The sequence below is a fragment of the Cohnella hashimotonis genome (genome assembly GCF_030014955.1).
GTDB classification, from domain to species: domain Bacteria; phylum Bacillota; class Bacilli; order Paenibacillales; family Paenibacillaceae; genus Cohnella; species Cohnella hashimotonis.
Genome location: NZ_JAGRPV010000001.1, coordinates 8105698 through 8132090, shown reverse-complemented (window position 1 = coordinate 8132090; position 26393 = coordinate 8105698). Strand labels below are relative to the sequence as shown.

25 protein-coding genes and 1 pseudogene are annotated in these 26393 nt (G+C 54.9%); 7 read left to right on the top strand and 19 right to left on the bottom strand.

From position 1 onward, the window contains the following. Window positions 1-42: 42 nt before the first annotated feature. Together KB449_RS32485 and KB449_RS32480 are read right to left on the bottom strand one after the other, a co-directional pair. Window positions 43-2280, bottom strand: coding sequence for a M56 family metallopeptidase (locus tag KB449_RS32485; RefSeq protein WP_282912302.1), 2238 nt, complete (start codon window positions 2278-2280; stop codon window positions 43-45). Further along, window positions 2277-2654 carry a BlaI/MecI/CopY family transcriptional regulator gene (locus tag KB449_RS32480; RefSeq protein ID WP_282912301.1) on the bottom strand — a complete coding sequence of 126 codons (378 nt, stop codon included), beginning with the start codon at window positions 2652-2654 and terminating at the stop codon, window positions 2277-2279. The genes KB449_RS32485 and KB449_RS32480 overlap by 4 nt, the downstream gene beginning before the upstream one ends. 90 nt (window positions 2655-2744) lie before the next feature. Between KB449_RS32480 and KB449_RS32475 the strand changes: the two are divergent. Beyond that, a pseudogene (locus KB449_RS32475) lies at window positions 2745-3197 on the top strand (YheC/YheD family protein); the annotation flags it as partial. A 77-nt stretch (window positions 3198-3274) separates the two neighbouring features. On the opposite strand, the gene KB449_RS32470 reads toward KB449_RS32475, so the two are convergent. From KB449_RS32470 to KB449_RS32425, 10 genes are all read right to left on the bottom strand, one after another. After that, the gene (locus tag KB449_RS32470) at window positions 3275-4438 is read right to left on the bottom strand and encodes an N-acetylglucosamine-6-phosphate deacetylase (protein WP_282912299.1); all 1164 of its coding nucleotides are present in this window, start codon (window positions 4436-4438) and stop codon (window positions 3275-3277) included. Between the two features lie 45 nt (window positions 4439-4483). Further along, window positions 4484-5221 carry a glucosamine-6-phosphate deaminase gene (locus tag KB449_RS32465; RefSeq protein ID WP_282912298.1) on the bottom strand — a complete coding sequence of 246 codons (738 nt, stop codon included), beginning with the start codon at window positions 5219-5221 and terminating at the stop codon, window positions 4484-4486. Between the two features lie 48 nt (window positions 5222-5269). Then, on the bottom strand, window positions 5270-6547 hold the full coding sequence (locus KB449_RS32460) for a Gfo/Idh/MocA family protein (protein ID WP_282912297.1): 1278 nt from the start codon (window positions 6545-6547) through the stop codon (window positions 5270-5272). A 7-nt stretch (window positions 6548-6554) separates the two neighbouring features. Next, on the bottom strand, window positions 6555-8498 hold the full coding sequence (locus tag KB449_RS32455) for an alpha/beta hydrolase family protein (protein WP_282912296.1): 1944 nt from the start codon (window positions 8496-8498) through the stop codon (window positions 6555-6557). Window positions 8499-8525: 27 nt separating this feature from the next. Continuing rightward, window positions 8526-9749 (bottom strand): Gfo/Idh/MocA family protein, encoded by a 1224-nt coding sequence (locus tag KB449_RS32450; RefSeq protein WP_282912295.1) that lies wholly within the window; start codon window positions 9747-9749, stop codon window positions 8526-8528. 22 nt (window positions 9750-9771) lie between these two features. Continuing rightward, window positions 9772-10605: a carbohydrate ABC transporter permease gene (locus KB449_RS32445; protein ID WP_282912294.1), complete on the bottom strand. Its 834-nt coding sequence runs from the start codon at window positions 10603-10605 to the stop codon at window positions 9772-9774. Next, window positions 10598-11479: a carbohydrate ABC transporter permease gene (locus KB449_RS32440; protein ID WP_282912293.1), complete on the bottom strand. Its 882-nt coding sequence runs from the start codon at window positions 11477-11479 to the stop codon at window positions 10598-10600. Before KB449_RS32440 ends, KB449_RS32445 begins: the two co-directional genes overlap by 8 nt. Before the next feature lie 69 nt (window positions 11480-11548). Continuing rightward, complete coding sequence (locus tag KB449_RS32435; protein WP_282912292.1) at window positions 11549-12883, bottom strand: ABC transporter substrate-binding protein; 1335 nt, start codon at window positions 12881-12883, stop codon at window positions 11549-11551. 187 nt (window positions 12884-13070) lie between these two features. Further along, a complete protein-coding gene (locus tag KB449_RS32430) occupies window positions 13071-14102 on the bottom strand; it encodes a LacI family DNA-binding transcriptional regulator (RefSeq protein WP_282912291.1) in 1032 nt (343 codons plus the stop codon). 43 nt (window positions 14103-14145) lie between these two features. Then, a complete protein-coding gene (locus KB449_RS32425; protein WP_282912290.1) occupies window positions 14146-15282 on the bottom strand; it encodes a GNAT family N-acetyltransferase in 1137 nt (378 codons plus the stop codon). 183 nt (window positions 15283-15465) lie between these two features. Between KB449_RS32425 and KB449_RS32420 the strand changes: the two genes are divergently transcribed. From KB449_RS32420 to KB449_RS32410, 3 genes are all read left to right on the top strand, one after another. Further along, complete coding sequence (locus KB449_RS32420) at window positions 15466-16092, top strand: FMN-dependent NADH-azoreductase (RefSeq protein ID WP_282912289.1); 627 nt, start codon at window positions 15466-15468, stop codon at window positions 16090-16092. Between the two features lie 234 nt (window positions 16093-16326). Next, window positions 16327-17244: an amidoligase family protein gene (locus tag KB449_RS32415; RefSeq protein WP_282912288.1), complete on the top strand. Its 918-nt coding sequence runs from the start codon at window positions 16327-16329 to the stop codon at window positions 17242-17244. A gap of 67 nt (window positions 17245-17311) precedes the next feature. Then, window positions 17312-18280, top strand: coding sequence for a formylglycine-generating enzyme family protein (locus KB449_RS32410; RefSeq protein WP_282912287.1), 969 nt, complete (start codon window positions 17312-17314; stop codon window positions 18278-18280). A 24-nt stretch (window positions 18281-18304) separates the two neighbouring features. On the opposite strand, the gene KB449_RS32405 is transcribed toward KB449_RS32410, so the two are convergent. The 3 genes from KB449_RS32405 to KB449_RS32395 all read right to left on the bottom strand — a co-directional run bounded on the left by KB449_RS32405 (window position 18305) and on the right by KB449_RS32395 (window position 20388). Then, window positions 18305-18805, bottom strand: a complete 501-nt coding sequence (locus tag KB449_RS32405; protein WP_282912286.1) for an EVE domain-containing protein — start codon at window positions 18803-18805, stop codon at window positions 18305-18307. Further along, entirely contained in the window at window positions 18798-19376 is a 579-nt protein-coding gene (locus KB449_RS32400; protein ID WP_282912285.1) for a DinB family protein, read from the bottom strand. The genes KB449_RS32405 and KB449_RS32400 overlap by 8 nt, the downstream gene beginning before the upstream one ends. A gap of 64 nt (window positions 19377-19440) precedes the next feature. After that, window positions 19441-20388, bottom strand: coding sequence for a helix-turn-helix transcriptional regulator (locus KB449_RS32395; protein ID WP_282912962.1), 948 nt, complete (start codon window positions 20386-20388; stop codon window positions 19441-19443). Window positions 20389-20538: 150 nt separating this feature from the next. Here KB449_RS32395 and KB449_RS32390 point away from each other — a divergent pair, with 150 nt between their 5' ends. Together KB449_RS32390 and KB449_RS32385 are read left to right on the top strand one after the other, a co-directional pair. Next, window positions 20539-21027 carry a hypothetical protein gene (locus tag KB449_RS32390; RefSeq protein ID WP_282912284.1) on the top strand — a complete coding sequence of 163 codons (489 nt, stop codon included), beginning with the start codon at window positions 20539-20541 and terminating at the stop codon, window positions 21025-21027. Between the two features lie 4 nt (window positions 21028-21031). Continuing rightward, a complete protein-coding gene (locus tag KB449_RS32385) occupies window positions 21032-21358 on the top strand; it encodes a hypothetical protein (RefSeq protein ID WP_282912283.1) in 327 nt (108 codons plus the stop codon). A gap of 184 nt (window positions 21359-21542) precedes the next feature. Here the strand turns inward: KB449_RS32385 and KB449_RS32380 are convergent, their stop codons facing one another. From KB449_RS32380 to KB449_RS32370, 3 genes are all read right to left on the bottom strand, one after another. Beyond that, window positions 21543-22010 (bottom strand): phage tail protein, encoded by a 468-nt coding sequence (locus KB449_RS32380; protein ID WP_282912282.1) that lies wholly within the window; start codon window positions 22008-22010, stop codon window positions 21543-21545. A gap of 26 nt (window positions 22011-22036) precedes the next feature. Beyond that, a complete protein-coding gene (locus KB449_RS32375) occupies window positions 22037-22516 on the bottom strand; it encodes a GyrI-like domain-containing protein (protein WP_282912281.1) in 480 nt (159 codons plus the stop codon). Window positions 22517-22620: 104 nt separating this feature from the next. Then, on the bottom strand, window positions 22621-23043 hold the full coding sequence (locus tag KB449_RS32370) for a DoxX family protein (RefSeq protein WP_282912280.1): 423 nt from the start codon (window positions 23041-23043) through the stop codon (window positions 22621-22623). Between the two features lie 100 nt (window positions 23044-23143). On the opposite strand from KB449_RS32370, the gene KB449_RS32365 reads away from it, so the two are divergent. Then, window positions 23144-24124, top strand: coding sequence for a helix-turn-helix transcriptional regulator (locus tag KB449_RS32365; protein WP_282912279.1), 981 nt, complete (start codon window positions 23144-23146; stop codon window positions 24122-24124). Window positions 24125-24154: 30 nt separating this feature from the next. Here KB449_RS32365 and secD read toward each other — a convergent pair whose 3' ends face one another. After that, window positions 24155-26380 carry a protein translocase subunit SecD gene (secD, locus tag KB449_RS32360; protein ID WP_350356258.1) on the bottom strand — a complete coding sequence of 742 codons (2226 nt, stop codon included), beginning with the start codon at window positions 26378-26380 and terminating at the stop codon, window positions 24155-24157. Window positions 26381-26393: the final 13 nt, after the last annotated feature.

The following is a 26393-nucleotide window of genomic DNA, read 5'->3' as shown; positions in this document are numbered from 1 at the left end:
CAGCATAAGCCGTTCTTTCGATGTACCGCGCTGCGACGCCAGTCACTGGACAGGGGCGAGCACTAACGCCTCCAGGTTTTCCTCCTGATGCCGGTCCACCCCGACGAAATAGGCCGTATAGTGGATGCCATTTTGCTCCCAGACGTAATATGTTTGAGACTTGAACTTTAACTTATTGTTGTCTGAATGAATGGGCTCCGAGTAGACATGGTCCGGATCCGTGTAAACGGAAATGCCAATGCCACTGATCTCAAGTGTGCGTAAGAACGACAGCTTGTTGACGTCCACGACCGGCGCTTTGCTCTGATAAAACGAAATATAGTCGTTTAACTCGTAGATAGAAGAATCGTAAGGAACGCGATAAGAATGCCATAAGGCGTCAGTGTCCGGTCTCAAGGGGAACCCGGTGTTCTGATCGTTGGCCTGCAGCAAGATCGAATCTGAAAGCTTGAGGCCATACGCGGAAATGTCGAACGGAAACTTCACCGGAAAGCCCAGAATGTCCTTCGCTTCTTGCAGGTCCTTCTCGTCATATAAAGGGAAGGAATTGCCCGCGCCGCTATAGTCTACATGCCGAACCTGGTCCGGCCAAACCGCCGACTGTACGATTTTCGCCAGTTCATCATGATCAAGATCCTTGCTGTAGTAATTGACCGCATACGTAATCTCATTTTCCTGCCACACAAAGCTTTTGGCCGTCTCGGGCGGCTGCTTGTACCTTGATCTTGAAGTTGTGTACATCGTGCCTGTCCGATCGCCGACAGTCAGGGCTTCTTGCCGGTAAGAAAGCGCGCGGCCCGGTTCACGGGAATAGGAAGCCCCCCATAATAAATTATGCTCCAGCATTGTGCCTTTCCCTCTGGACGCATAGACCTCGATATTCCGTTCATCCTGTCGGCCGAAGTTTTCCACGAAGGTGATGGACACATATTCGACCAAATCCGCTTGGTTCGCTTTGCTGAAGTTTTTTCCCATGTCGATATACTTTAGCCGATACCCTTCAGGCACATAGTCAGGCACCTTAAAGTCAAAACTCGCAAAAGCGAGCGCTCTGCCCAGATTATGAAACCATTTGAACGAGGGCATCAGCCTGTCGATCCGAAAGGAGGAGACCGTGTTCTCCTTTTTGGCATCCTCTGCCTTGGAGGCGTTCGACTCGGCGTTTGCGTTAGTGAGCAGGATCGCGCCCAAGAACAAAATCGACACGATCGCCATGACAGACAGCTTGGACGAACCTTGTTTGAACTTTGTAATCATGGCAATTCTCCGTTTTGTCTCGTTGGTGTTGTTGAAAAAATGAGATAAATTGGCGCGCATGGACGAGCTTCGGGAAAATAACCGCGACAGCATAAGAAGTGTCAGACCATACGACGCGGATTCCTTTTCCCCTAGCGCTTCAAGCACAACCGCATCGCAGGCCAATTCCCGATCGGCGACCATTTTGCGTCGGGCCAGCCAAACCAGAGGATTAAACCAATGCAGCCATACGGCTAACGTCCACAAGGAATTAAGCCATAGATCCTTACGCTTGTCATGCGCCAGCTCGTGCAAAAGGATATGGGTCAACTGCCTGGAGTCAGCGATGACGAGAATGTCTTCCGGCATAAAAATGCGCGGCTTTATCGTTCCATAGATGCAAGGGCTCTGTACGCAGCTTGACTCATATACAGGGATCGTTCGCTTGAGGCCCAGTTTTTCGCTGCATGCTCGAACGGCCGACAGCACCTCTTCATTGTGGATCGGGCGGGAGAACCTGACTCGTTTCCTGAATACGAGTGTCCCGATAATATGGTAAATACTGAGAAACGCTATTCCTCCAAGCCAGATGAATAAGCCTGCCCTGAGTAAATTTGACCATCGAGACGTTGCCTTTATCGATATTGATTCCCCTAGCCGAGCCGGGGACGAATCGAGTGAGACGCTATCCTCTTGTGAACCGACCTTTGTGTCCGTATTGGATGCGGGTGCGGCAGAAGCGCTCGGTTGCGGCTCGCTATCTTCTCTATCGTTCACGAATCCCAAGGGGGCGGCCATATCGCTTTGTCCGACTGTCCATTTGCCTGCAACCGTCTGAGGCATCAGATTAAACAAACTGATCGAACTCGACGGACCGACAGGGATCAGCAGCTTAATCAAGACCAGGAGCCACAGAAAATGAATGACAGCAGGCTTCAATCGCAGATGTAACAAACGCCGAATGAAGAGCAGCAGCAGGACGATTACAGCCGATCCCAACGAAGCGCTCAAGATCAGGAGGAAAATCGTTTTCAGGACGATCATGATTGCTTCTTCTCTTCCAGCAGTTGTTGAAGCGCCTTAATCTCATTTTCCGAGAGCTGTTCTTCCTCTAAAAATTTGGCAAACAACGTCCCTACCGCGCCATTATACACCCTGTTCAAAAAGGAGCGGTTCTCGGACTTTAAGTATTCATCGTAGGAAACCAACGGATAATAAAGATAATTCCTGCCTGTTTTCTCGAAGCCGATCGCATTTTTCTTGTGCAGGCGGTTCAGAAACGTTTTGACGGTTTGATCCGACCACTGCATTTGCTCCGTCAACTTAAGAATGATCTCATTGGCGGACAACGGCTCCTTCTGCCAGAGAAGCTTCATGACTTCATGCTCGGCATCGGTGATATGGGGGAGATTGTTCACGAACGTCACCTCATTGCGAATTCATTTTTTCGTTTACAACCGTAAACGCCAATTGATAGTTTACACGCGTAAACAGAAGAAGTCAACGCTTTATCCAAGATGCTGCTTCAACATCGGAGCGTCGTACTGAAGCCTCGGGACGGGAGCTTCGGGAGGGGTATTTTATTCATCACGCGGTACGGCGCGAACGCCTATCGCATTCAAAACGAAAAAAATGCGGTCACCCTGAGAGACACCACTAAGGTGCTCAAATGGCTCCGCAAAGAGGGCAAAGGCCGCGGCTATATCGTTCAGAGGCGTCTGCAGCTTGCCCGAATTCAGCGCAAACCGTTTGACATTCGGGTCATGGTCCAGCGAAAAAAAGGGCATTCATCCAATTGGAACACGACCGGTTCGTACGCAAAAGTGGCGGCGCGAGGATATCTGGTGACGAATGTGACGAGCCGCACCCTGCCGGTCACCATCCCCTACGTGACTCTCTACTGCGGTAAATGCAAAAACAATCCAGCCTGCCTTGCGCATGGAACGCCGGGGTGTTCCTGAGGAGGAACAAGTCCGGCCAGCCTTGCGTATGAGCCGCCTTGGTGTTCCTAAGTAGGATTTTATTCGGCCCGAGTCTGTCATATTAACTGTCGATACACGGACTCTCCTGCCGCTACCGTCTCCTCGACGACGACCGCTCCGCCGGGTTCGTGACGGAAGAGCGTCAGATCGGCCCGCATGCCGGGCCGGAGCGCGCCGATCGTCTCGAATCCCATCACCCGCGCAGGCCGTATCGTTACGGCCTGCACCGCCTCGGCCAGGGATAGATCCGTAAATCGAACGGCATTGGCGATTCCATCCGCCAGCGAGGAGGCGGAGCCGGCCAGAATGTTCGGATTGGCAGCCGTATGCAGCCGCCCGTTCGCCTGCAGAACGACCTGTCCGCCGATCGGGCTGCTGTAGGCGCCCGGCGCCATGCCGCCGAAGCGAACGCTGTCGCTGACGAACAGCGCCTTGTCGCGCTTGGCCCGAAGCATCGCCTTGAGCACCGGAGGCGCAAGATGGTGCCCGTCCGGGATGAACGTCGCCCATAGCCGGTCGTCGGCCAGCTGCTGCCAGATATAATTGGGATGCCGGGGCAGCATCGGCTCCGAGCCGTTGCCCAGATGCGTCGACACGCGGGCGCCCGCTTGTACGGCTTCCTCCAGTTGTTCGGCGCCGGCTCGGGTATGCCCGATGGCCACCACAACACCCGTGTCCGCGAGGCGTTGAATGAACGGTATCGCTCCCTTGCGTTCCGGCGCGATCGTGACCATTCGGATCAAGCCTTCGGCCGCCTCCTGCAGACGCTGGAATTCGTCCCAATCCGGATCGCGGATATGCGCCGCAGGATGAGCGCCGCGGCTCCCGTCCTCACCCGATAAATAGGGACCTTCCATATGAATGCCGACGATCGAACGGCTGCCGAAGCGCCTCTCTCTTACATAACCGGCAATCGTCCCGAAAGCGCGCCGCATCTGTTCGATCGGCCCCGTGATAATCGTCGGCAAGAAGGCGGAGACCCCCTTCGGGTGCAGCGCGCGAACGACGCCCTCCAGATCCCCGGGCGTCAGCGTCTCCCCGTTAAGATCGTATCCCCCGAACCCGTTCACTTGCAGATCGATCCAGCCGGCGCTGATCCAGGGCAGGTCTTCGGCACCTGCTTGCGGCTCGACCACGCTGCTGACGTCAACGATCCGCTCTTGAGAGACCGTCACTTCCACCGCCTGTCCCGTTACCGCGTCTCTACCTTTCAATGTCATGCCTGACCCCTCCTGTCAAGACGATTGCGTGATGCCCGACAGTCCTTAACAACGCTGATAGATCAAGGATGCCGATGCTTGGTCCAGATACAATTGCCAATGAGAATGCGTCTTCAGAATCGTCGAAGGAAACTGCGGATCCACGCCCTTCAGCATGGTGTTGCGAATGGCCTCCGCTTTTACCGCATGAGGAACGACTGAGAGAATATGGCGGCTTTTCATAATCTGCTTCACTGTCATCGTGATCGCCTGTTTCGGCACCTCGTCGCGCGATGCGAACCAGCCTTCTCCAACCTGCTGATCTTTGCAGGAGTCGTTCAGATCGACCGCCATATACGGTTCCTCGATGTCAAAGTCGGCAGGCGGGTCGTTAAAAGCGATATGACCGTTCTCGCCGATGCCGATCAAGGCCAGATCGATGGGGGCCCGGGCAATCTCTTCCTTAAGCGACTTCAACACCTCCGGGACCGAGCCCTCCCCGTCTACCAGATACGCGCGCTTCACCTTCACGTCCTGCAGGAACCGTTCCTTCAGATATTTGCGAAAGCTCGCAGGATGCGCTTCCGGCAAGCCGATATACTCGTCCAGATGGAACATTTCGACCCGGCTCCAGTCGACGTTCCTGGTTGTGAGATGCTTCAGAAATTCAAACTGCGACGCGCCGGTCGATAACAACAGTCGTGCCTCATTTTGCTGTGCCAATGTATCCTGCAGAATTCGCTCCGCCTCAATCGCCGCTGCCAGCCCCGATTGATCGGGCGTATCCGATATTTTCAAATTCATTCGTTACCCATTCCCTTCCATTCCGAAGTTAGCGATCCTGAAGAAGATCTAGTGCTCGAGCTCCCGCTCCGGCTCCTGATTGAATTCGTCCAGGCGGACCATTCTTTTTTCCAATCGGGAGCGTTCCGCAGCGAAGGCCATCAGATGGCTCTGAATCGAAGCGTGCGCAGAAGTCGCGCTGTAACTCTTGCCGTCCGACCGAATGACGTCCAGAAAATCCTTAACCAGCCTGCTGTCGCCTCCCCCGTGACCGATATGTCCGTCAGGCGTCGACAATTGGATCCGCTCCGTGCTGCCGCTGCCGAAGCGTCTGACTTCGATCTCGTCGGTATCCATCGTAGCGCGCAGCTCGCCTTCCGTTCCCATCAGCTTCAACGTTCGGCTGGTATTTTCCGTGAAGGCGCTCATCGTGAACACGGCCGTGATCTCATTCTCGAATTCCATGCTGACGACCTGATGATCGACGACATCGTTGTCGCACCGGAAGACGCAGCGTCCGAACGGTCCTTCCTTCATCGCGCGATAGCGCGCCTCGTAACTCGGATCGTTGCTGGCGGCTTCGGCCTTCCAGCCTCCATTTTCAATCAGATAAGTGTTCGGCGCATAATATACGCAGGTATCCTCGACCGGGCATCCGTCAATGCAGCGCTCGGGCGCTCCCGGGGGCGCATTCTCCGGCCGGAAGTAGGACAGATGTCCATAAGAAGCCACGCTCAGACATGCGCCGCCCGCCAGCCACGACATGATATCCATATCATGACAGGACTTGGCCAGGATCATCGGGCTGGAATCCTCCGATCTGCTGAAGTAGCCGCGCACGTAACTATGCGCCTGATGCCAGTATCCGACGTTCTCGTTGTGCTGGATCGACATCAGCCTGCCGATTCTGCCTTCGTCCAGCAGGCGCTTGATCTCGACGAAAAACGGCGCGTATCGAAGCACGTGACAGATCGTCAGCTTCCGATCGTACTTCTCGGCTTGCTTGCCAAGCGCCATGCATTCCTGCCAGCTGGGAGACATCGGCTTCTCCAGCAGCACGTGGTACCCGCATTCCAGCGCCTTCATGGCCGGGATATAATGATCGCGATCCCGCGTGCAGATGAAGACGGCGTCCGCCAGACGCGGCTCTGCAAAAAAGGCATCCCAATTCGCATAGCAGCGCTCGTCCGCAAGGCCGAATTGCTGCTGCGCCCGCTGTCTTCGCACTTCATCGGGATCGGCCACTGCCACGATCTGCATGCCCAGCGACTTTTGAGAAGAGAAGCCGCTGTACTTCATGCCGCGCAAGCCGGCTCCGATGAGCGCTACAGTTACGGTTTTTGACATGGCGTTTTTAACATCCCTTTCTCGTTGGACCGGCGATGTCGACATATTGCAATAAGCCTGGAAAAACGGTGCTCATCCAATCCTCGTTCGGTTCGCCCGCCGACAGGAACCAATCCGCTATTTGCGCGTATTCGGTATCCGAGTAAACTTGCCCGATCCGATCGCACAACAGCGCTGCGAGGCGGGCGGACAGCCAGGCGTTGCCCGGGGCATAAATTGACAGGCTGACGTTCCCGGCGACGCTTGCAATCCACTCCGCGCATCGAATCGTATCGTACGTCCGCAAGGCTGCAAGGCTGTCCCCCAGCCAGATCAATTCGTCCGCCAGCTTGTGCAGCATCCCGAACATCCCCCGTACCGGTCGACCGTACACCGGGGCCGGTTCGTGCGGACCGACGCCGGAAGCGTTCAGCACCACGACGCTTCTTCCGGCTGCGCATTGCTCGCGAATCCAGGGCCAATGCCGACTCAGACAAGTCGTGCCGCCCGCCCAGGCGGCCATTACGACTTCAGCCGGACGGGCATCCGCATCCCGGGCGCCGCTGAACCAGAGCGCGCTGTTCATCACGCCGCTCTGCGACCACCACATCCAATACGCCGTCGACAGACCGTCGGTATCCGCCAGGCGCATATGCCTGGTATTGAACGGGCACGGCGCACGGCCGGCATAAACCTGGTCGCGCAGCCATTGTTCTCCGTTCGGCGCAAGCGCATCCGACGGCCGCCCGCGGTTGTTCGAGCGGAACCTCTCGTAACGACTCTGCACAATATCGGACAAAGTCAACGCTTGCGGCCATTCGGACGTCAATCGGCCCTGCTTCGTACACCACAGCTTGTCGGCCGGTACCGCTGGCAACGCTTGCCCGGACGATTCTCGCGGATGTTCAAGCAGCCGTTGCGCAAAAAAAGCCGCGGCCTTCTTCGCCATGCCGTCCGTATAGCGGTGCAGCGACGGCTCGACGTAAAATTCAAAATCGGCTTTCTTGCCGAGCATCTCCCAATAACGCCGGGATCTCGTCACAGTCCGCCTTGTGCCCTCGATCGGGAAAAAGTCATATTCGGCAGCAAGCACAAGCAGCGGCTTCGGCGCGAAGGCCAGCAGCAAGTCTTCGTGATCGAACCCCGCCTCCGTCAGGCCGGGCCAGACTTGCTCCGCGTCTTGCACGCCTCCGGCGTACATATAGCTCTGCCGGTCCATGATAAACGTAGCCGGCGCCGCGGCGGCGATTCGATCGTCGCAGATCATCAGCATCGCGGTCTGGGTTCCGCCTCCCGAATTGCCGGTCACGCCAAGGCGGGCGGTATCCAGCTCCTGACGCGTCTCCAGATAATCGATCGCGCTCATTGCATCCCTGACGAAGTATCGGGCAATGCTCTCTCCGAACGGATAACACCGGATTCCGATCCGCTGATGCTCCCCCGTGCCCCATATGAGGTTGCCGGCGTCGTCCAGCGCATCCCCGACACGTTCTCCTTGTCCCGGGGGGTCGATGGCGAACACGGCAAGCCCCGCTTCCACGAAGCGTAAAATGACCCGGTGATAATAGTCGCCGTGCTTGCCTTCCAGCTCGTGGCCGGACAAGAAGAGCACGACCGGGCTAGGCGAAGCGGGTTCCGCTTGCGCAGGCAAATAGAGATTAGACGTGACGCGATAACCCGGCAACGGCTCGTAGACGATATTTTCGATGCGGTAGCCCTCTTCCCGAACCTGTCCGACGATCACGGCATTCATGTCCGCTTCCCGGTCCGGAATCCCCCCGATCGCATGAATGAACGCCGTTCTCATCGCAAGCTGTCGTTCGCGCAAGCCGCTTGCGGTCGAGATTCGGTCCCGCTCCCGGTCCCCTCGGGCAAACGCCCGGTCCGCCCGCTCGTACACGTGGCGTTTCAACTGGTCCTGCGTATCGTAAAGCGTGAATACCGTGCGTTCAAGCGCTTGCGGCAAATGCATGGGAACCTGCCTCCTTGGCTCCAGTTGTCAGCTCATCCAGTCTCCCGGACAAGGAAAGGGAAGCGAGCGGCCTTCCGCGATGGAGCGATTGGCGAGCGCCCCGATCAACAACGATTGGGCTCCCGCCAAGCTTCCGGCTTGCTGGCCGAGCGGGTCGGCCAGATTGCCTTCAAACAGCGCCTTGCGAAGCTTGGCATCCCCGCCTCCGTGGCCTTCCGCCGACACGCGGACTTCGATGTTCTCGACGGTGCCGTCGTTTCTGATTAATTTGATCCAATTGCTGTCGCCGGGCGACATGTCTGCGTTGCGGTAGACGTTCGCCAGTTCCAGACGTCCTTGGCTGCCGTTGATCGATGCCCGCCAGCCTTCGTACGGACTGTATGCGATCAAGGAATACGTGAGCAAGGCGCCGCTTTTGTATCTCACGTTCACGGACATGTTGTCGTAAATATCGATTCGATCGTCGAACACGCAGCGGTCCCGAATGTAGCCGTCCTCCTGCTCTGCCTGCAAATAATATTGCTTGAGGAACGGATCCTGCTCGGCATCCAGGTAGAATTCGCAGCTCTGCTTAAAGTCGCAGGTCAGGCAGCGATCGCCTTTATTCGCACGACGGTCTCCGTATACGCGCCGGCTCCCGAATGCATGCACTTCGGCGGGCGCGCTGTCTATCCACCAGTTCGCGATATCGAAGTGATGCGTCGACTTGTGAACGAGCAGTCCGCCGCTGTTCTTCATCTCGGAATGCCAGCGTCGGAAGTAATCGGCTCCGTGCCGGCGGTCCAGAAACCATTCCAGCTGCATATGGTAGACGTCCCCGATCGCGCCGTCCGCGATCAGTTGCTTCACCTGGGCGAAGTACGGCGAGAATCGCAAATTGAACGTGACGGTTACTTTCCTTCCGCTATCCTTCTCTGCCTGCAGGATGGCCCGGCACTTGTCCTCGTCGATCGTCATCGGCTTCTCGGAGATGACATCGCAGCCGGCCCGCAACGCTTCAATAATGTAGGTGTGGTGGGTATGGTCGGCCGTGGCAACCAACACGACGTCGGGCTTCGTCTGCGCCAGCATGTCCTGGAACGTTCGGTAAACCGGGATGTGGCCGCACGCCTTGCTTAACAGCTCCGCTCGTACCGGATTCTTGTCGTAGACGCCGGCAAGCTTGATGAGATCCGACCACTCCGATGCCATCGGCTTGGCGAACATATACAAGGATCTGGAGCCGGCTCCTGCAATCACATACGTTTTCACTTTCCAAACATCTCCTGACTGATTAACCTTTAAGACCGGTGGACGCAATCCCCTGAACGAACTGCTTCTGGGCAAGCAGATAGACCAGGACAACAGGCAATGTCGTAATCACCGCGCCCGCCATGATGACCGCCTGATTGATGGAAGACTCGTTTTTCAGATACATCAATCCCAGAGGCAGCGTATACATCTTCCGGTCTTGCAAATAGATCAGCGGCCCCAGCGTATTGTTCCAAGCGCCCATAAAGGTAAAGATTCCGAGCGCGGCCAGCGCCGGTTTGCACAACGGCAAATAAATCTTGAAAAAAATGCCCGGCGGCGAGCAGCCGTCGATCACGGCCGATTCATACAGTTCTTTGGGTAACGACTTGATATACTGATGCAACAAGAAAATGCCGAACGCCCCGGCAAAAAACGATGGCGCGATCAAAGGAACATACGTATTCAAGGCATGGAACTGCTTCCATATGAAATAGGTAGGAATCATCGTAATTTGTCCGGGGATGAGCAGCGTCCCCAGCATGAAGGCATAAACGAGACCTCTCAGCTTGAACTTGTACATGGCTAATCCGAAAGCGACGAACGCGCAAGAAAGCAGCGATCCCGCCATGTCGAAGACGACAATAAAGAAGCTGTTGAACGTATATCGGCCAAAATCGACCTTGTTCCAGACTTCGGCGTAATTATCGAACCGGAATGGATTCGGAATCAGCTGCGGAGGCATCTGGGATACGGCGCCAAGCGTCTTGAAGGAAGTGGACAGCATCCAGATGAACGGGAACATCATGACTACGGCGCCCGCGAGCACCAGAAGATACATCAACGCTTTCGTCCAAGGCGGGGTCGCTTTAGTCATAATGCACCCACCTCTTTTCGAAATACTTCTGGAACAGGGTAATCACCAGAATGATCACGAACAACAGCCAGGCAGCCGCAGATGCCGGCCCCATCTTGAAAAGCAGAAAAGCATCGCGATAGATAATCAGATTCGGCACCACGTTCCGTTCCGGAATGCCCGCGCTGATGGAGCCAAACAAGGCCAGGAATACATCAAAGGCGTGGAAGGCCGCGATCGTCGACAAGATCATGACCAGGAATACCATCGGCGTCACGATGGGGAACACAATCTTGGTCAGCTGCTTCCAGCCTGTCGCGCCGTCGATCTGGGACGACTCGAGAACTTCCTTGGGCACGTTCTGCATGCCGGCCAAGAGGATGATCATCGACTGCCCCATTCCCTTCCACACGTTGACCATGGCGATGCTGGCGACCACGACCAGCCAGTGTGGACTATCCACCCACCTGATGGACGTTAACCCTGCCGAACTAAGCAGCCAGTTAAGAACGCCGTACCGATAGTTGAACATCCAGTACCATACGACGCCGCCGGCGAGCCAGGGCGTAATGACCGGCAAAAAGTAAAACAGCCTCCACATCGCTTTGCCCCGGATTGCCTGATTCAACAAGAAGGCGACGCCGAATGCCAGCAAAGTCTGGGCGGGTACAAAGATAAGCGCAAACACGCCGACATTGCGCATGCCGATCCAGAATTCCCGCCCTTCGACGACGCGAATCCAGTTCTGCAGCCCTACCCATTCCGGCGAATTAAACAGATCCCAGCGGGCAAAGGAAATGTAGGCGGAAAAACCGACGGGAAAAGCAATAAATACGACGATATTGATTAGAAACGGTAGCGTGAAAATATAACCCCAAAACCCTTGTTTATGCATGAAGTTACCTGCCCTCCCTATGTTCAGGGGAAAGGATTAAGCGCCATCCCCCGAACACAGCGATTTCGGTTATGCGTTGTCGTCGAGCACCTTCTGAACCTCGGTTTGAATTTGCTTGGCGCCCTCTTCCACCTTGACGTTACCGGCGACCATTTCGTTGACGACTTGCTGCACCTTCAAGCGCCATTCCGACCAGGAAGCATTCTCGTCGAGCGTCACGCCGCCCTCGGCGATTCCGTCCGTAAACGCCGCCTTGTTCAATGGCTTCGTCTTCACGTCCTGCAGCAGATCCAGCGCCGTCTTGCGCACCGGGAGCGTAGAACCGCTCTTCGCCACGATGGCCTGGGACGCTTCGCTCAGGTAATACTTCAGGAATTCCCACGCCGCATCCTTGGCATCTTGCGACGCCTTCGAATAGATCAGCCAGGAATTAGTCACCATCGGCACATAACGCTTGCCGTCTACCGACTTCGGTATCTTCACGACGTTCCAGTTGGCATTCGGGAACTTATCGCTCATCGCTACCTGCTGGCTGTACTGGAAAAACATCAAGGCTGCTTTGCCGGTAGCGAACGTATCCATTTCCCCCCCGTTGGCCTTAACGAAGTCTGCGTCGGTAAAATATCCGTCCTGAATACCCGCGATGAGTTGAGACAGACCATTGATCGTTGCGGAATCGTCGAAATTCGCCTTGGTCAAGCTCTCGTCCAGCGCGGACCCGCCCGCTTGCTTGATCCATGGGAACCAGCCCGTCGTGATCGAGGAGCTGCCCACGAATCCGTAACGCTGGTCCTTGACGGTCAATTGCTTGGCATTGTCGATCAGATCCTGGTACGTCCAGTCGTCCGTCGGCAGCGCGACGCCCGCCTGCTTGAATACATCTTCGTTGTAGGCAAGCGCGATCGGGTTAATGCCGTGCGGGACACCCCATACTTGACCCTCCGGCGTCTTGGCGGCGAACAGCGCGTCGATATAATCCCCCGCATTCAGATCGCGTTCGATATACTGCGAGAGATCCTCGGCGACGCCGCGCTTGCCGTATCCCAGAATCGCGGCGTTCTCCTGCAGCCATATGTCGGGAGCCGTATTGCCCGCGATCTGGGTCGAGATCTTGGACGTGAAGTCGCCCCAAGGCGCTTCTTGAATTTCCACCTTGATGTTCGGATGCGTCTGAATGAATCCGTCTACGATCTCCTTGCTCGTGACATCGTAGCTGCCCGGCAGTCCGAGCTTTAACGTCACTTGCTTGGCCGGCTTCTGCGAAGCCTCTGCGGACGACGAGCCCGGCTGATTGGAACCGGAAGGCCCGCTGGATGCCTCTTCATTTTTCGAGGAAGAACAAGCCGACAGCAACACCAGGATCGCGAGCAACAGCAACGAGACTACATTGAACCGTCTTTTCACTTGAGCACCCTCTTTAGATTAATAAAAGTAATCGATATCTATTTTGAGAGTACCATGAAAGTGTTTACAGTTCAACTTTTATTGCGAATATTTAATAAAATCGCACTTACAAAGCCGCATTTACTGTTCTTTTAGCCATAAAATAAGTAATCGATTACTTTTTAGTCAAACGCAAAAAGATCTTGCGTTAGCCATTCAAATCCCGGACCGAGTGCCGCTCCAGCAGCTTGGGTTGAAGGGTAACGTTGAACATCGGCTTATCCTTGCCCATCGTCATATCGACCAGCATTCTGCAGGCCATCTTGCCCATTTCGTAATCGGGTTGCTTAATGGTCGTTAGCGGAGGGTGGATCATCTGCCCCACGTCAATCCCGTCGAATCCCATGACCGATACATCGGACGGCACTTGCAGCCCCCGGACCCTCAATTCATGAATGACGCCGAATGCCAGAAGGTCGTTGCAGGCGAAAATCGCGGTCGGCGGGCGATCCCCACCCATCATTCGCCGGGCGAGCTCCCTGCCCGTCTCGAATTCGAAGATCGGATTAAAGGGCTCGTCGGAGCGGTATTCTTCCACGAACGGCTCAAGGCCCGCTTCCTTCATCGCATCCATGTAGCCGCGGCAGATCCCTTTTCGGCTGGGGCGATTAAGCTTGGTCGTCACATAACCGATGCGGGTGTGGCCCTTGCCTTGCAAGTATTTGGCGGCCAGGAAACCTCCCTTGTGATGATCGAATTCGATTTGCGATATGCCTTCCTCGTCCAACTTTTGATCGATTGCAATGACATTCATGTTCATTTCGATCAATCGCTTCAGCTTCTCTTTATTGGTGGTGATGGAGGAGACAATGACCCCTTTGACCTGCATTTCCATCATGGTCTGGATATATTCGTCCTCCAGCTCCGGGTCCTGCAGAGAATTGCAGGCAAATACCGTGAATCCCTCTTGTCTGGCCACTTCCTCAACGCCAAAAACGACAGAAGAATAGAAAGGATTGATAATCGACGGAATAATGATGCCGATGGTCATCGTCGAATTTTTCTTCAATTGCTTGCCAAGCAAATTCGGCACGTAGTTGACTTCCTCGGCAATCTTGAGAATCCGGGTTCTGAGCTTCTCGCTAACCGGATAATCGCTGTTGCTGAGCACCCGGGACACCGTAGCCGACGATACATTCGCCAGTTTGGCGATGTCGTGAACCGTCACAGACTTTGACATGGGAAACCTCTTCAACCTGTTGAATTTGCCTTGGCGGCATAGCCTAAATATAGCATAGTCCCACAGTGTGAGGAAGCGGGACGGGGAAGGGTTTGGCGACCGCCACCAATGACGCCTCACCCGGAATGGCACAATCGAAGATGGCCATCGCGGCCTCCTGAGCGGTCATCCAGGCTTCAGAATCGCCTTGCGAAAATGACCATTCCTGCACGCTTTTCTCGATTAATCGCAGGCGTGACGTCTCGTCATCCGGCAGGTTGGCTCCCAGACAGGGCCGCAGTTGTTCGAGCAGCAGCTCGCCGTCAACGATTCGAATCGTGCCGGATTGGTTGCCTTCCGTCGCGGGAATTCCCTTAGAACGCAAGCAGGCTATCAGCTCGTCCTCATGCCAAGGGACGGGGAAATCCAACGACGACAACCGATCGCGTAAAACCGCTTCGACCGCCAACGCCAAGATCGCCTGCGGATCGCCCGCCTGCTCGATCGCAAGTCCCGGCCGGTCCGCGGCATCCGACACGCTAACGATCAGAAAAGCCGCCGTCCGTCCGCGATCCTCCGCCAACAGTATCCGATGGGTCTGGCATCTATTGCTGGCGAAGCCTTCGGATTTGATGAGCGCGCCCAATTCCCGCACGCTGATCTCGTATCTGACCGGGCGACGCGAGGCCAATCCGTGAATCCGGTACAGGTCGTCTTCGCGCGCCTCCCTGACAGTCCATCGCGCGCCCTCGCGGCTTCTGATCGATTCGGCCGCGGCGCGATCCAATGCGAACCGGAACAAGCGGCCATACGGAACGCAGCCGGTTCGCGCATACAGCGATTTGTCGCCTGAGATCAACAACAGCGGCGCTCCGGCTTGTCTCATGTACCGGTAGATATGCTGCAAAATGCGGCTTGCCAGCCCTTGGCCCCTGGCTTCCGGCACCGTGAAGACTGCGCCTAATGAGCAGGCATGAACCGTCGCTTCGCCGATGCGGATATTCCATGGCACGAGTCCCATGAATGCGACGAGCGAGCCGTCATCGGCAAAAGCGCCGAACGAACATGATGCCTCCGCTTCTGAAAATATGAACGGATAAGCGCGCTTCATGGAAGACTGCCCTTCTTGGCGAAACACTTCATCCGCCCTTCTGGCCGCTTCTTCCCGTTCGCTGTCCGTCAGGCTTCGAATTTCCGTCATCCGTTTCCACCTCCGTTGTGCGTTTAAAATCCCATCTAATATAACATAGATATAGAAACGGACCGCTTTATTGCCGTCTTAAATTTCCAAAATAGACTATAAATTCGTAAGAAGCTTTACTTTTTAATATACTGTGCTATTATTAAGCACTGACAGAATAAACATCATAGGAGGCAATTCCCCATGGCAAACGTACTGTTCGTCAAGGCCAACAACCGCCCTTCCGAGCAAGCGGTCAGCGTGAAGTTATACAATGCTTTTTACGAATCGTATAAGGAAAACAATCCGAACGACACGATCACCGAACTCGATCTGTTCGCTGTGGAACTCCCTTATTACGACAATGACATGATGACCGGACTGTACAAAGCGTCGCAGGGCATCGAAGCAACGGCCGAAGAGAAGCGGCTGGCTGATCTCGCGAACGGCTATTTGGATCAATTTCTGGCCGCGGACAAGATTGTCTTTGGCTTCCCGCTCTGGAACTTCACGATTCCGGCTCAGCTCCTGACATACCTGTTCTACCTGGGCCAAGCAGGTAAAACATTTAAATACACGGCACAAGGCCCCGTCGGTCTGGCCGGCGACAAGAAGGTCGTCATTCTGAACGCCCGCGGCGGCGTTTACTCCGAAGGCCCGATGGCTCAGCTCGAGATGTCGGTCAACTACGTAAAGAACACGCTTGCCTTCTGGGGCGTCACGGACGTCGAGACGGTTATCGCCGAAGGCCACAACCAGTTCCAGGACCGCTCGCAGAAAATTATCGAAGACAGCATCGCGCAGGCAACGAAGCTGGCGAGCAGCTTCTAATTTAATTACGCGAAGATGGAGAAACCAACGCAGGCCTTGGGCCGGCGTTGGTTTTTCGCATTTTGATGTTGGTTCGGCTGTGCAGGAGATCGCCGTTCACCGCCGAAATAACAGATTAACGAAAACTCCGATTGGAGGAAAAGCCATGCCGAGAAAAAAAGTGCCCCGCTAAGCCCGTGCTCCGCCGCCTCTCTTCTTCATTCCCGCATCATTTGACAAAAGAAGAAGAGAGGAATGAAAGAGATGGAACCTTTATTGGTGGATTGGAAAGAACTTCGATTCGGCGTCGAGATCGAATTCGTTGGCGGCAATCCTCAGCAAGTCGAGCTATGGCCGGGCTGGATCATGGCGCATGATGAGCGCCAGATCGACGGTGACGGAGCAGAATCGGGCAGCGAGCTTAAGCCTCCGCCGATCAAGTGGGAAGATCGCGAGCAAATTCGCGAGATGTTGATGCGGCTTCGAGCGACGGGAGCCGAAGCAAATTGGAACTGCGGACTCCATGTCCATGTCGGGTTAGAGCCTTGGGGGGAAGAATCGATTCCGCGTTTTATCGAGGCCGCTCTGCTGTATCAGGAGGTTGTAAGGAGCTTACTGGATTCGAGCGAAGCTCGCCTGCCCTTCTGTCCGCCAGTCACGCAGGAGATGCGCGATCGATTTATTTCGGAGCCCGGGAGCGCCGCGCTTTACCGCAAGGGACGTCCCCAGTCCCATCGGTGCGGCATCAATCTGGCGGCTTGGTATGATATCGGCACAGTTGAAATTCGTTATGCGAATGGTTCCCTGGACTACGATGAAGTGATCAACACCGTTGAGTTTTGTCTTCGTTTCGTAGCGGCCATCGGGGCGGGGCAGCAGCTTCCTTGCGATCCCCGCCGGATGGCAATCGCACTCGGAGCGCCTGTCGGCGGCTATCCGCCGCCCATCCCCGCCCCGCAATGGTATCGCGAGCGGATATGGCTGGAGAACGCGTTGGTGCCGATCCTGACGCCCCTTGCAAGAAGCCTTGTTCAGGACGGCGAGATTCTTTATATTTTGCCCAGGCCCGACGGCATCCTAGTCGCCATCGAAGACGCGAATGGAGATTTATCCAAGCACCTTGTGCAACTGCCTTCTGCCGGCTGGGAAGCTGTGCGTCTCCTTCAGGAATGACTTGAACCGCGAAGACCGCAAAGACCCCTATGACGAGGGGTCTTTTAACTGGGAAGGAGCGAACGATATGAACGAGCTATATCGGGAAACCTATGCGAAGCTGCCGGAACGGGAACGGCAGGCGCTGCTGGCAACGCTCGCCGAAAGGCATCCGGGCCTTGAGCTCAAGGCGTTTGCCCGCTTCGAACGGTTCGGCAGGGGCACGGATACGGCGATTTATGCGCTCGACGGGAGCGAATTCGTATTTGTGCCGGGGGATACGGTGACGTTGGGATGGGATTCGTTCGCCGACGGCTTTGATGAGACGACGCGGCAGGATGTGGACGAGACGCTGGGAGAGTTCGATATCGAGGACAGCGAAGCGTGGATCGGGCGTCTCATGTCGCCGGTCCGCACGGTAACGGTGCCGCCGATGCTGGCGGAGCGCAAGCTGCGGGAGATCGGCTGGACGAAGGCGCAGCCCGGCGATGAAGCGAACGTCGGGAGCTGGAAGGCGGAAATCGAGAAGTTCGGGAATACCTCCACGAGTAGGCTTACGATCGATAAGCGGCTGCGGCTTGAACGGTCGGAAGGCATCACGGTTTTGTCGACGTATGCGCCCGTGAGCTATGCGGAATTGCTTCAAAGCCTTCAAGCGCAAGGCTTTTCCGTGCCAACGGAAGACGAGTGGGAATACCTGTGCGGCGGAGGCTCCCGGACATTGTGGCGCTTCGGGGACAGCTTCGATTACGACATGCACCTGAAGCATTTCCAGGCTCCCGAGCGGAAAAGCGCGCCGGACGATCTGGAGCTGCCTAACGAGTTCGGTCTCCACATCGCCTACGATCCTTACAAATACGAGGTAGTGGACGGCGCTTGCTTCTTAAAAGGCGGCGATGGCGGAACTATGATCTGCGGCGGCACGGGGATGGCGATCGGCTATTTGCCGACCGCGACTTATTACCGGCAGTCGCATATGGGTGCAGCCGCGGAGGCGGACTATAAAGCCGATATCGGCGGCGATTATACCTTTTACCGCAGAATCGTGCGGATTTGAGGTTGGCTTGCAGCGATCCGGACGTTATTGCACGTTAACCGTCGCATGCATCGCTTCCGCGATCATCAAGAAATCTTCGCGCTCGATCTCGAATTGGCCGGTACGGAACGGATAACCCCAATTCCGCTTGCCGCTGGTGAAGCTGAGTCGGTCGAGCAGGTCCGCGATCCTCGCTTCCCGGCAGGGAACGTAAGCGATATTGCGGCGGAAGGGTACGAACGTGGCGGACATCGCATGCTCGTATACGCGATCGTCCGCTACCCGACCGATGGCGGTGAACGCTTGCAGCGGCTGCCCGCCTCCCATCTCGGTGCGGGGAGAATAATACACCAGCCAGTCCCCCGGCTGCATTCTGCGCAGCGGGGCTGACTTGCCGTGACACATCTGGGCAAAGCCGCCCTGAACCCCTCGCTCCACGTGCGACGCCGAGACGACGCCGATCCAATAGCGCGGTCCGGCGGTACGTTCGAAGCCGGCATCCCCATCGCTGAGGCCTGATTCGGGCACGCTTACAGCCTCACGCATACGCTTCTCTCCAAGCGTCGTCCAGCCGCTTCTTCTGCAGCAGATGGTGGCGATAATGCATCTCGATCAGTTGGAACCACTCGAGCGCATTCAAGCCGCCGAGCCGCGGGTGAACGACTGTATTTTGCATGAGCGCCGATGTCGCATTCTCTTTCGAAGCAAAAGCAGCCGCCACCGCCGGTTCGATCTCGATCATTTTGTTAACCGTATCGCGCAACCCGTCTACGATTTGTTCCTTGCTCTCCGGCTGCGGCGGCGTGTATTGCGGCGACGGGGGAACCTGAATGCGCTCCGGCGGAAAGCCCCCTGCACGGAACAATGCCTCTCCCTGCTCGCTCTTCCCCGCAGAAGCAGGAGAACCCGTCGCATCGTCATTCGGCGCGAGACACAACGCTACATTCCACAAATGCATAAACTGTGCGGAGCGGATCAAATGCATATGCATCTCGCCAAGCGACCATTCGTCTGCCGCAGGCTTCCATAGCAATTGCTCGAGGCTGAAGCCTTCCAATTCCTGAATATAACCGTTCACTGTCTCTTCGAATTTGCGCAGCGTTTCCTTTGTGTTCATTGCGGAGCCACTCCTCTTGACTGGGATGGCTCAAGCATACGACAACGCTCCTGACACAAGCTTGTCAGTACCTTTTCCGCATGTTTTCGATTTCCGCGCGCATGCGATCCCGCAGCGATTCCGGCTCCAGCACGCGCACCGCCGCGCCCCAGCCAAGCGTCCACTGAAGCAGCTCCTCGATCCGCCGTACGCGGAACGTCGCCAGCCAGCCTCCCTCTCCCGGCTCGAACGATTCCATATAGAAGTTATCCGCTCCCTGAACCAGGTCCGCGACAGCCGGGTCGACCAGCATCTTCACGATCACGTTCCGGTCGTCCGCGGGCCGCCGGTCCCGAAGGTTAAAGCCGGGAAGAACTTCAAACGATTGTTCAAGCACGACAAGCTCATTCATGCGGGACAGCCGAAAGTGGCGAACGTCTTGCCTTAGACCGCAGAAAGCGACAAGCATCCACGCCCCCTGGGAAAAAACGAGCCCGTAAGGATCGGCCGTACGCTCGCTGTGACGGTTTCCGTCCGTGTCCGGCAGGTTCTTGGAATAGCGGAAACGAATCTTGCGCTTCTGAACAATCGCCCGGCGCAGAAGCTCGAACGTCTCCTTCTCTTCCCCGCGCGTTCTCCCCGCTCTATCGTTCAGCAGCCGAATCGCCGACCGCAGCCGGGCCGTTTCCTCGCGCACGCTCTCCGGCAAGATGGCCTCGATCTTCTCCTGCGAGCTACGGGCGCTCGAGCCGTACTCCGCGTCCAGCCTTAGCTCGACGAAGTCCGCCCCAACGAGCAGCGCCATCGCTTCCTCCGCCGTGAAGCTTACCGGCGGCAGAAAGTAGCCCGCCATCAGGGAGTAACCTATGCCAGGCGCGCCTGCTACGGGAACGCCCATCTCGCTGAGCGCCTGCATGTCCCGGTATATTGTGCGGATGCTCGTCTCGAACCGGCCGGCCAAATCCTCGGCGCGCAGGATCCCTTTGCGCTGCAGCTCAATGACGATGGCCAACATTCGCTCGGTTTTGTTGATCGTCGTTCACTTCCTTTCCGTTTCACGCAACAAATAACGACTTATCCGCGGAGCTTTTGAACAGACTGCTGTTTCAACGAGCCGTGCATGGATAAGTTACTCCTATCAGACTTATCATCTACGATCTCGCCTTCCGAGGGAAGTGATTCATTGATCGCCAAGCGGGACAACGGCTCTTTCTACGTTGAAAATCAGGTTATCAAACATTTTGTTCTGAGCCTTGTGTCCTCAATCATCTGCAGTACCGTTCTCACTTTAGCGGAAGAGGACCGCGACATTCTTGCTCTTATCGTATATTGCATCTATACTTTTCCTTCCATTTTGATCATGGGCGGACTTTTTTCTTTCGTTATTGAAAGGGTCGTTTTACATTTAAGCCTTAAAAACCGATTAATGAAGTATTTATTCAAGGTGATTTTGTACCTGATTGCCGGCTTTCTTTTTATAACCCTGTATTTTCTTATTGTTTTGAGAACCTTGCCCTATTTTAACCCGTGGAGCGCTTTTATTTCATTTTATCAATATGGTTTTTGGGGAGCCCTGTTATATCTACACCTACATCTTCTTTATGAATTTATTGTGTTTGATAGAAAACGCCCTGAAGCCAGGTGCAGGGAACTCCATAAGGGGACCAGGTGAAAAAATGCGAGATGCCGACTGGACGCGCTTAAAGGTGGAAGGTGTCGCCAGGATAGAAAAATTAGTTGCTGAGTATGTAATTACGCAACTGGATGTACCTACAGGAAGATTCCGAGTACGAATCTACGAATCCGCAAATCATTGGTTTATGGGAATAACGAATTTACGAATTAAAAATACCACGGATGGTTGCCCGGAAGCCGGGGTGGGCAATGGGCAATCCATAACAGAGGCATTAGAAGACACCCTTCGTAACTTTATGCAGCTCTTGTTAGAGGACCGTGTAATAACGGATGACGATTTTGTTTTCGTAGACTACAATGAATTTTAAAATTTTCGCATAAAATACTTCGATCCGATCTCTATCGAAGGTCAGATAGGAACGCCTTAAAAGGGAATTTATTTATTCTTGTTAGCCAGCTTCGGCGGCGCGTCGTTCTTCGACGCTTTTTCTAGACCGACAGACGCAAATGGCGGCCCAGTGGCCGCCAAAAGTTTAAACAACTCGGTCGCGTTTAATACTCGCCTTTAATGACGAAGAACGTACCTCGGATGGTGCCCGCCAGCTTGGATTTCTGCCTTGCGAATTTGAACTTCTTCTCTTCCAGCTCCTTAGGCACTTCCATGTCCTCGGACAGCTTGAAGCCGACGGCCCGCTTCTTGGGGTCATCCAGCGTATACAGGACGTTGACCCCCAGACCGTCCTCATAGAAGACGAAGGCCCAATCGATATTTTCGACTTGAAAACGCGACGTTTCCAGCGGTCGGGCCGCAAAAGCGATACCCCGTTCTTCTCGCAAAACGCGTTCTACGTAATCCAGCGTATCACGGCTTTCATCGGCTGGCACAACGGTGAATTCATGCTTGTACTTGTTCATGAAATATCGGGCTTCGTTCGCGCGCAGACCCGCCAGCGCTTCCGCTACCGGCGAAGATTCCAGACCCGCGGTAGACACGTTTTTAAAGTCAACGATCGTGGACATCCCATATTCCCTCCTATCGTTCCCGTTTACTTTTCTACGACCGGGACCCACATTTCGCCATAGACGAGGCCGTCCCGCTGTCCCATCTCGACCGTTGCATTGGGCCCGCCGACATAGGCGTATTTATCGGCTGCCGGCAGGGCTTGACCGAAGGCAATGCCGGTCAGCATGCTGCCGAGCTCGTCGGCCGACTTCCCTTCGCCTCTGACGACGAGGTATTGTCCCTTGGGGAATTGGATCACTCTGTGCTCTTCCGGTACCGATGCGTCCGTCATGACGCCGGCGTAGTACATCATCTTGTGATTGACCGCTTCGTTGACGGCAAAGATATAGTCGTTCGCGGCGACCGCCTTTAACGTGTCGAGCCTTCCGTCCTGCTCCACGGACCGCCAGAAGTTTTCTTTCTCCTTATTGATACCGGCATAGTCCGTGTAGTCGCTCTTCAGCTCCGTTCCGATCCCGAGCACGATAAAGCTGTCTTTTTCCTCAAACGCATACGTTGCCATGATTCCAGCTCCTTTTAAATGGTTGAATGGATGGGGCGAATCGCTTGATAGGTCTATCATAACCATAAACGGTGTCAAAATCTGCTACGTTTAGCGCGCGGATTTTAAAGTTTGCGGCTATTCGGACGCAGCGCCCAGGAAGCGACGGCGAGCGCGGCATAGAAAAGCGGGAGAATCACGTTAAACCCGCCATCGCCGTAATCGTGGGCCAGCACATGAGACAAAGACGCGCCCGTCATGAGGAAAAAGATGCCGCTGTACGCCCACTCCTTCAGCCGGGGAAAGCCCGGGATGAGAATCGCGACGATGCCAAGCAATTTCCACGTTCCGAGAATGCTCGTGATGTATAACGGGAATCCGATAGCGGTGACCAAATCGACATTGCCGCCATACCGCATCAACTGCCCGATCCCGCTTAAGGCGATAGAGAAGGCGAGAATCACGGTGACGATCCAATAAGCGGCCGTCCTTCCCATCGGGCGAGCCCCAACCTCTACGATCTTTTCATTTCCGGTCATCGTGTTCATTTCCATTCCTCCTGGATTTCGTTATTTGTTTTTTCTCTTGATGAGCTTATAATAACGATTAATCATGTCAAAATATGATACTGTTTAGAGCGAGGGCCCGATGAAAAAAGTAGAACGGATTAATGTCATCATGCGTTACATCAACAACCGTGCCCACTTTACCATCTCGGAGATCATGCGGGAGTTCAACATCTCCCGTTCGACGGCAATCCGGGATATCAGGGAGATCGAAGCGATGGGCATGCCGCTGGTCGCCGAAGTCGGGAGGGACGGCGGCTACTTCGTGATGAACAACTCCGTCCTGCCCACGGTCCGCTTTACCGACAACGAGATCAAAGCGCTATTTATCGCCTTCATGGCCACGCGCAATCTGCAGCTCCCTTATCTCAAGAGCCGCCACTCCTTGGCAGAAAAGCTGCTCGGCCTCATTTCACAGAACCAGCAAGACGATCTTGTCTTGTTAAATCAAATTCTGCTCTTCGAGGGCACCAACCCCCACAATCCCGACCTGCTAGATCTGTCGGACTTGCCCCATCCGATGTTAGAACAGCTCATCCAGATCCTTCTTGCGGACCGCTATTTGACGATCTCCGTGGAAGAAGGAAGGGAAGTAAAGTCATACAACATCTATCTCATGCGTCTATATCGAGAGAAAAGCGCTTGGCAAATCGAAGGCTTCGACCTCGCGGAGGAGAAGCGGCGGATTATTCCAGTCGACTATATCGAGGAGGTCAAACCCTACCCCGAGAAAAAAAGAATAAGCGGGAAGAAGATCGCAGAACAGCTGAGCAAGCAAGAGGAAGCCATCAACCTCATCGTCGAACTGGGTCCCAAGGCGATTGCCCAGTTCAAAAAGTATCATCCTTTAAAAATGACCATTTCATATACGAATCCTTATCAAACGACGGCCATCCTAAAGACGTTCCTCCATGTTCATCAACCGGAAGAATTGGCCGAAGTAACAAATTGGCTGCTTTTCTTGGGTTCCGATATCAAGGTCAGGGAAATACCGAAGGCGGTTTTGGAGGGAATGCAGGACCGCATGGGAGTGTTGGGAAATGGAAACACAAGGCCGCTTTGAGTTCGATCTCAAAGCGGCCTTGTTTGGTTGTTAGTCTTCCTCGTCTTCATAGGCAATGGGCAGTACCGGCAGCGGATAGAGTCCGTCCGCCACCTTCTGTTCTTGCTTGGAGCGCCGATGCAAGGAGCGATTCTTCATAAGCAGCCATACCTGACTAGCGATGCAAATCGAAGAATACATCCCGACCAGCAGTCCGATCGACATCGCGAGCGAGAACATTCTAATCGACTCGCTGCCCCAGAATAACAGCGCAACGGAAGCGAAGAGAACGGCAATAACGGTATTAATCGATCGGCCAAGCGTTTGATTCACACTCCGATTTACAATTTCAACGAGATCTTCGAAGGTCCGGGCTCTCGCAAACCGCATATTTTCCCTTATCCGGTCAAAGATAACTACCGTATCGTTGATCGAATAGCCGATGATCGTAAGCATAGCGGCGACGAAAGGCAAATTGACTTCCAGCTTGAATACAGAGAACACGCTCACGACAAAAAATGCATCGTGGAGCAAGGCAATGATCGCGGCCAACGCAAATCGCCATTCGAATCTTATGCATACGTACAGCAAAATGCCGAGGCTGGCAAGACCGACGGCATAAAGCGCTTGAAGCGCTAATTCGCGCGCGATACCCGGATCTACCGTATTTTCCTCTTTGCTTATGTCGTTGCCGTACGCCGCGGCGAATGCGGCGACGATCTGGGCAGAGTCTTTGCCCGATGGGTCCAACACACGGTCGAAACGCATGGACACGCGATTCTGCCCATTTCCGCCGACGGATAAGACCGAAGGCTCGAAGCCTGCCTGTCTAACGATCTCGTTCGCGGCGGATGCGTCGACAGAGCGGCTAAGCGTGACGTCTAGAGACGTGCCCGCCTTGAAGTCCACGCCATAATTCAGATTAAAAAGCAGAAGGCTGGCGATGCCGGCCAAGGTGGCGATGAGAGATATGGAAAAGAATGTGTTGCGTCGGCTTACAAAGTCGACTCTTCTGCGGGTGGCCGGCATAACCGCGGCCTCCGCTTGAAAAATGATGTGCTCGGGTTTGACGCCATAAAACCTGGTGTCGTCAACCAAACCTGTACGCAGCAGCATACGAAGAAGCCATTGAGAAAAATAGATATTCGTAAATATACTCAAAATGATGCTCATAATTAAAGTAATCGCAAAGCCCTTGATCGCGCCCGAACCCAGAGAAAACAGAACGAAGCCCGCAATGAGCGTCGTCACATTGGCATCCATAATCGTTTTAAAAGACCTTTTGGAGCCGGCTTTAAATGCAGACAAGGGCGTCTTGCCCGTCCTCAACTCTTCGCGGAACCGTTCATAATTAATAATGTTGGCGTCCACGGCCATGCCGATTCCCAAGACAAATGCTGCGATACCGGGCAATGTTAGCGTTGCTTGCATCAAGTTCATAAAGAGCAGAAGCAGCCAGGAATAAGTGATCAATGTAATGCTGGCCACGATGCCGGGAAGCCGATATAACGCCAGCATGAACAGCAATATAAGAATCGAGCCTGCCGCCCCTGCAGTCAATGTCTGTTCCAGCGACTGTTGACCTAATGAAGCTCCGACGGACTGGCTGAACTTTTCAGTCAACTTAAGCGGCAGGGCGCCCATGTTGATCGTATCGACGATATTTTTTGCGTCTTCGTAAGTAAATTGACCCGTAATCCGGCATATCCCGTTGGTCAAAACCGCTTGAATGACGGGAGCAGTCAGCACCCGCTCATCCAGATTTATGCTGATGGTCTGCCCAAGGAGCCGCGTAGACAGCGATTCCAGCTTTTCTTTATTCTTAACGGTGACTTGTATATTAGGATTCCGCATCTCGTCGTAAACAACCTGGGCAGCACCCTCGACAAAATCGGTTCCCGTCAATTCGACTTGGTTGTCCGGTCCGCGGACGGTCAATTCCGCCGGCTTCTTCAGCATTTCTCTGACTTGTTCCTCGTCGGTGACGCCGGCAATTCTAACGCGAATTCTATCCGTACCTTCCGTCCAAATTTCGGGCTCCGCCGTGCCCAGCGCATTGATTCGCTTTTCCAGGCTTTTGGCCGTCTGTCGGAGGGTGTCGACCGGAATCTCGCCTTCTCCCTGCACGGGCGAAGCCTCGTATAAAATCTCGAAGCCGCCTTTCAAGTCGAGTCCCAGGCGGACCTGATTGACAATGCCCGGCGAAGTGAAGACGACAACCCCGAGCGTCAAGGCGACGGTCAGCGCCAGTCCCGCCAATCTTTTTAGCAGCAACACGTGTTAGCTCCTC

Excerpts from the sequence above, each read along its gene's own strand:
- KB449_RS32470 (WP_282912299.1), bottom strand. The coding sequence starts at position 4,438 with ATGACATTGAAAGGTAGAGACGCGGTAACGGGACAGGCGGTGGAAGTG.
- KB449_RS32460 (WP_282912297.1), bottom strand. The coding sequence starts at position 6,547 with ATGTCAAAAACCGTAACTGTAGCGCTCATCGGAGCCGGCTTGCGCGGC.
- KB449_RS32380 (WP_282912282.1), bottom strand. The coding sequence starts at position 22,010 with ATGTCCACGATCGTTGACTTTAAAAACGTGTCTACCGCGGGTCTGGAA.
- KB449_RS32455 (WP_282912296.1), bottom strand. The coding sequence starts at position 8,498 with ATGCATTTGCCGCAAGCGCTTGAACGCACGGTATTCACGCTTTACGAT.
- KB449_RS32400 (WP_282912285.1), bottom strand. The coding sequence starts at position 19,376 with ATGAACACAAAGGAAACGCTGCGCAAATTCGAAGAGACAGTGAACGGT.
- KB449_RS32425 (WP_282912290.1), bottom strand. The coding sequence starts at position 15,282 with ATGACGGAAATTCGAAGCCTGACGGACAGCGAACGGGAAGAAGCGGCC.
- KB449_RS32365 (WP_282912279.1), top strand. The coding sequence starts at position 23,144 with ATGAAAAAAGTAGAACGGATTAATGTCATCATGCGTTACATCAACAAC.
- KB449_RS32415 (WP_282912288.1), top strand. The coding sequence starts at position 16,327 with ATGAAAGAGATGGAACCTTTATTGGTGGATTGGAAAGAACTTCGATTC.
- KB449_RS32370 (WP_282912280.1), bottom strand. The coding sequence starts at position 23,043 with ATGAACACGATGACCGGAAATGAAAAGATCGTAGAGGTTGGGGCTCGC.
- KB449_RS32445 (WP_282912294.1), bottom strand. The coding sequence starts at position 10,605 with ATGACTAAAGCGACCCCGCCTTGGACGAAAGCGTTGATGTATCTTCTG.
- KB449_RS32420 (WP_282912289.1), top strand. The coding sequence starts at position 15,466 with ATGGCAAACGTACTGTTCGTCAAGGCCAACAACCGCCCTTCCGAGCAA.
- KB449_RS32385 (WP_282912283.1), top strand. The coding sequence starts at position 21,032 with ATGCGAGATGCCGACTGGACGCGCTTAAAGGTGGAAGGTGTCGCCAGG.
- KB449_RS32440 (WP_282912293.1), bottom strand. The coding sequence starts at position 11,479 with ATGCATAAACAAGGGTTTTGGGGTTATATTTTCACGCTACCGTTTCTA.
- KB449_RS32430 (WP_282912291.1), bottom strand. The coding sequence starts at position 14,102 with ATGTCAAAGTCTGTGACGGTTCACGACATCGCCAAACTGGCGAATGTA.
- KB449_RS32375 (WP_282912281.1), bottom strand. The coding sequence starts at position 22,516 with ATGGCAACGTATGCGTTTGAGGAAAAAGACAGCTTTATCGTGCTCGGG.
- KB449_RS32410 (WP_282912287.1), top strand. The coding sequence starts at position 17,312 with ATGAACGAGCTATATCGGGAAACCTATGCGAAGCTGCCGGAACGGGAA.
- KB449_RS32485 (WP_282912302.1), bottom strand. The coding sequence starts at position 2,280 with ATGATCGTCCTGAAAACGATTTTCCTCCTGATCTTGAGCGCTTCGTTG.
- KB449_RS32405 (WP_282912286.1), bottom strand. The coding sequence starts at position 18,805 with ATGCGTGAGGCTGTAAGCGTGCCCGAATCAGGCCTCAGCGATGGGGAT.
- KB449_RS32465 (WP_282912298.1), bottom strand. The coding sequence starts at position 5,221 with ATGAATTTGAAAATATCGGATACGCCCGATCAATCGGGGCTGGCAGCG.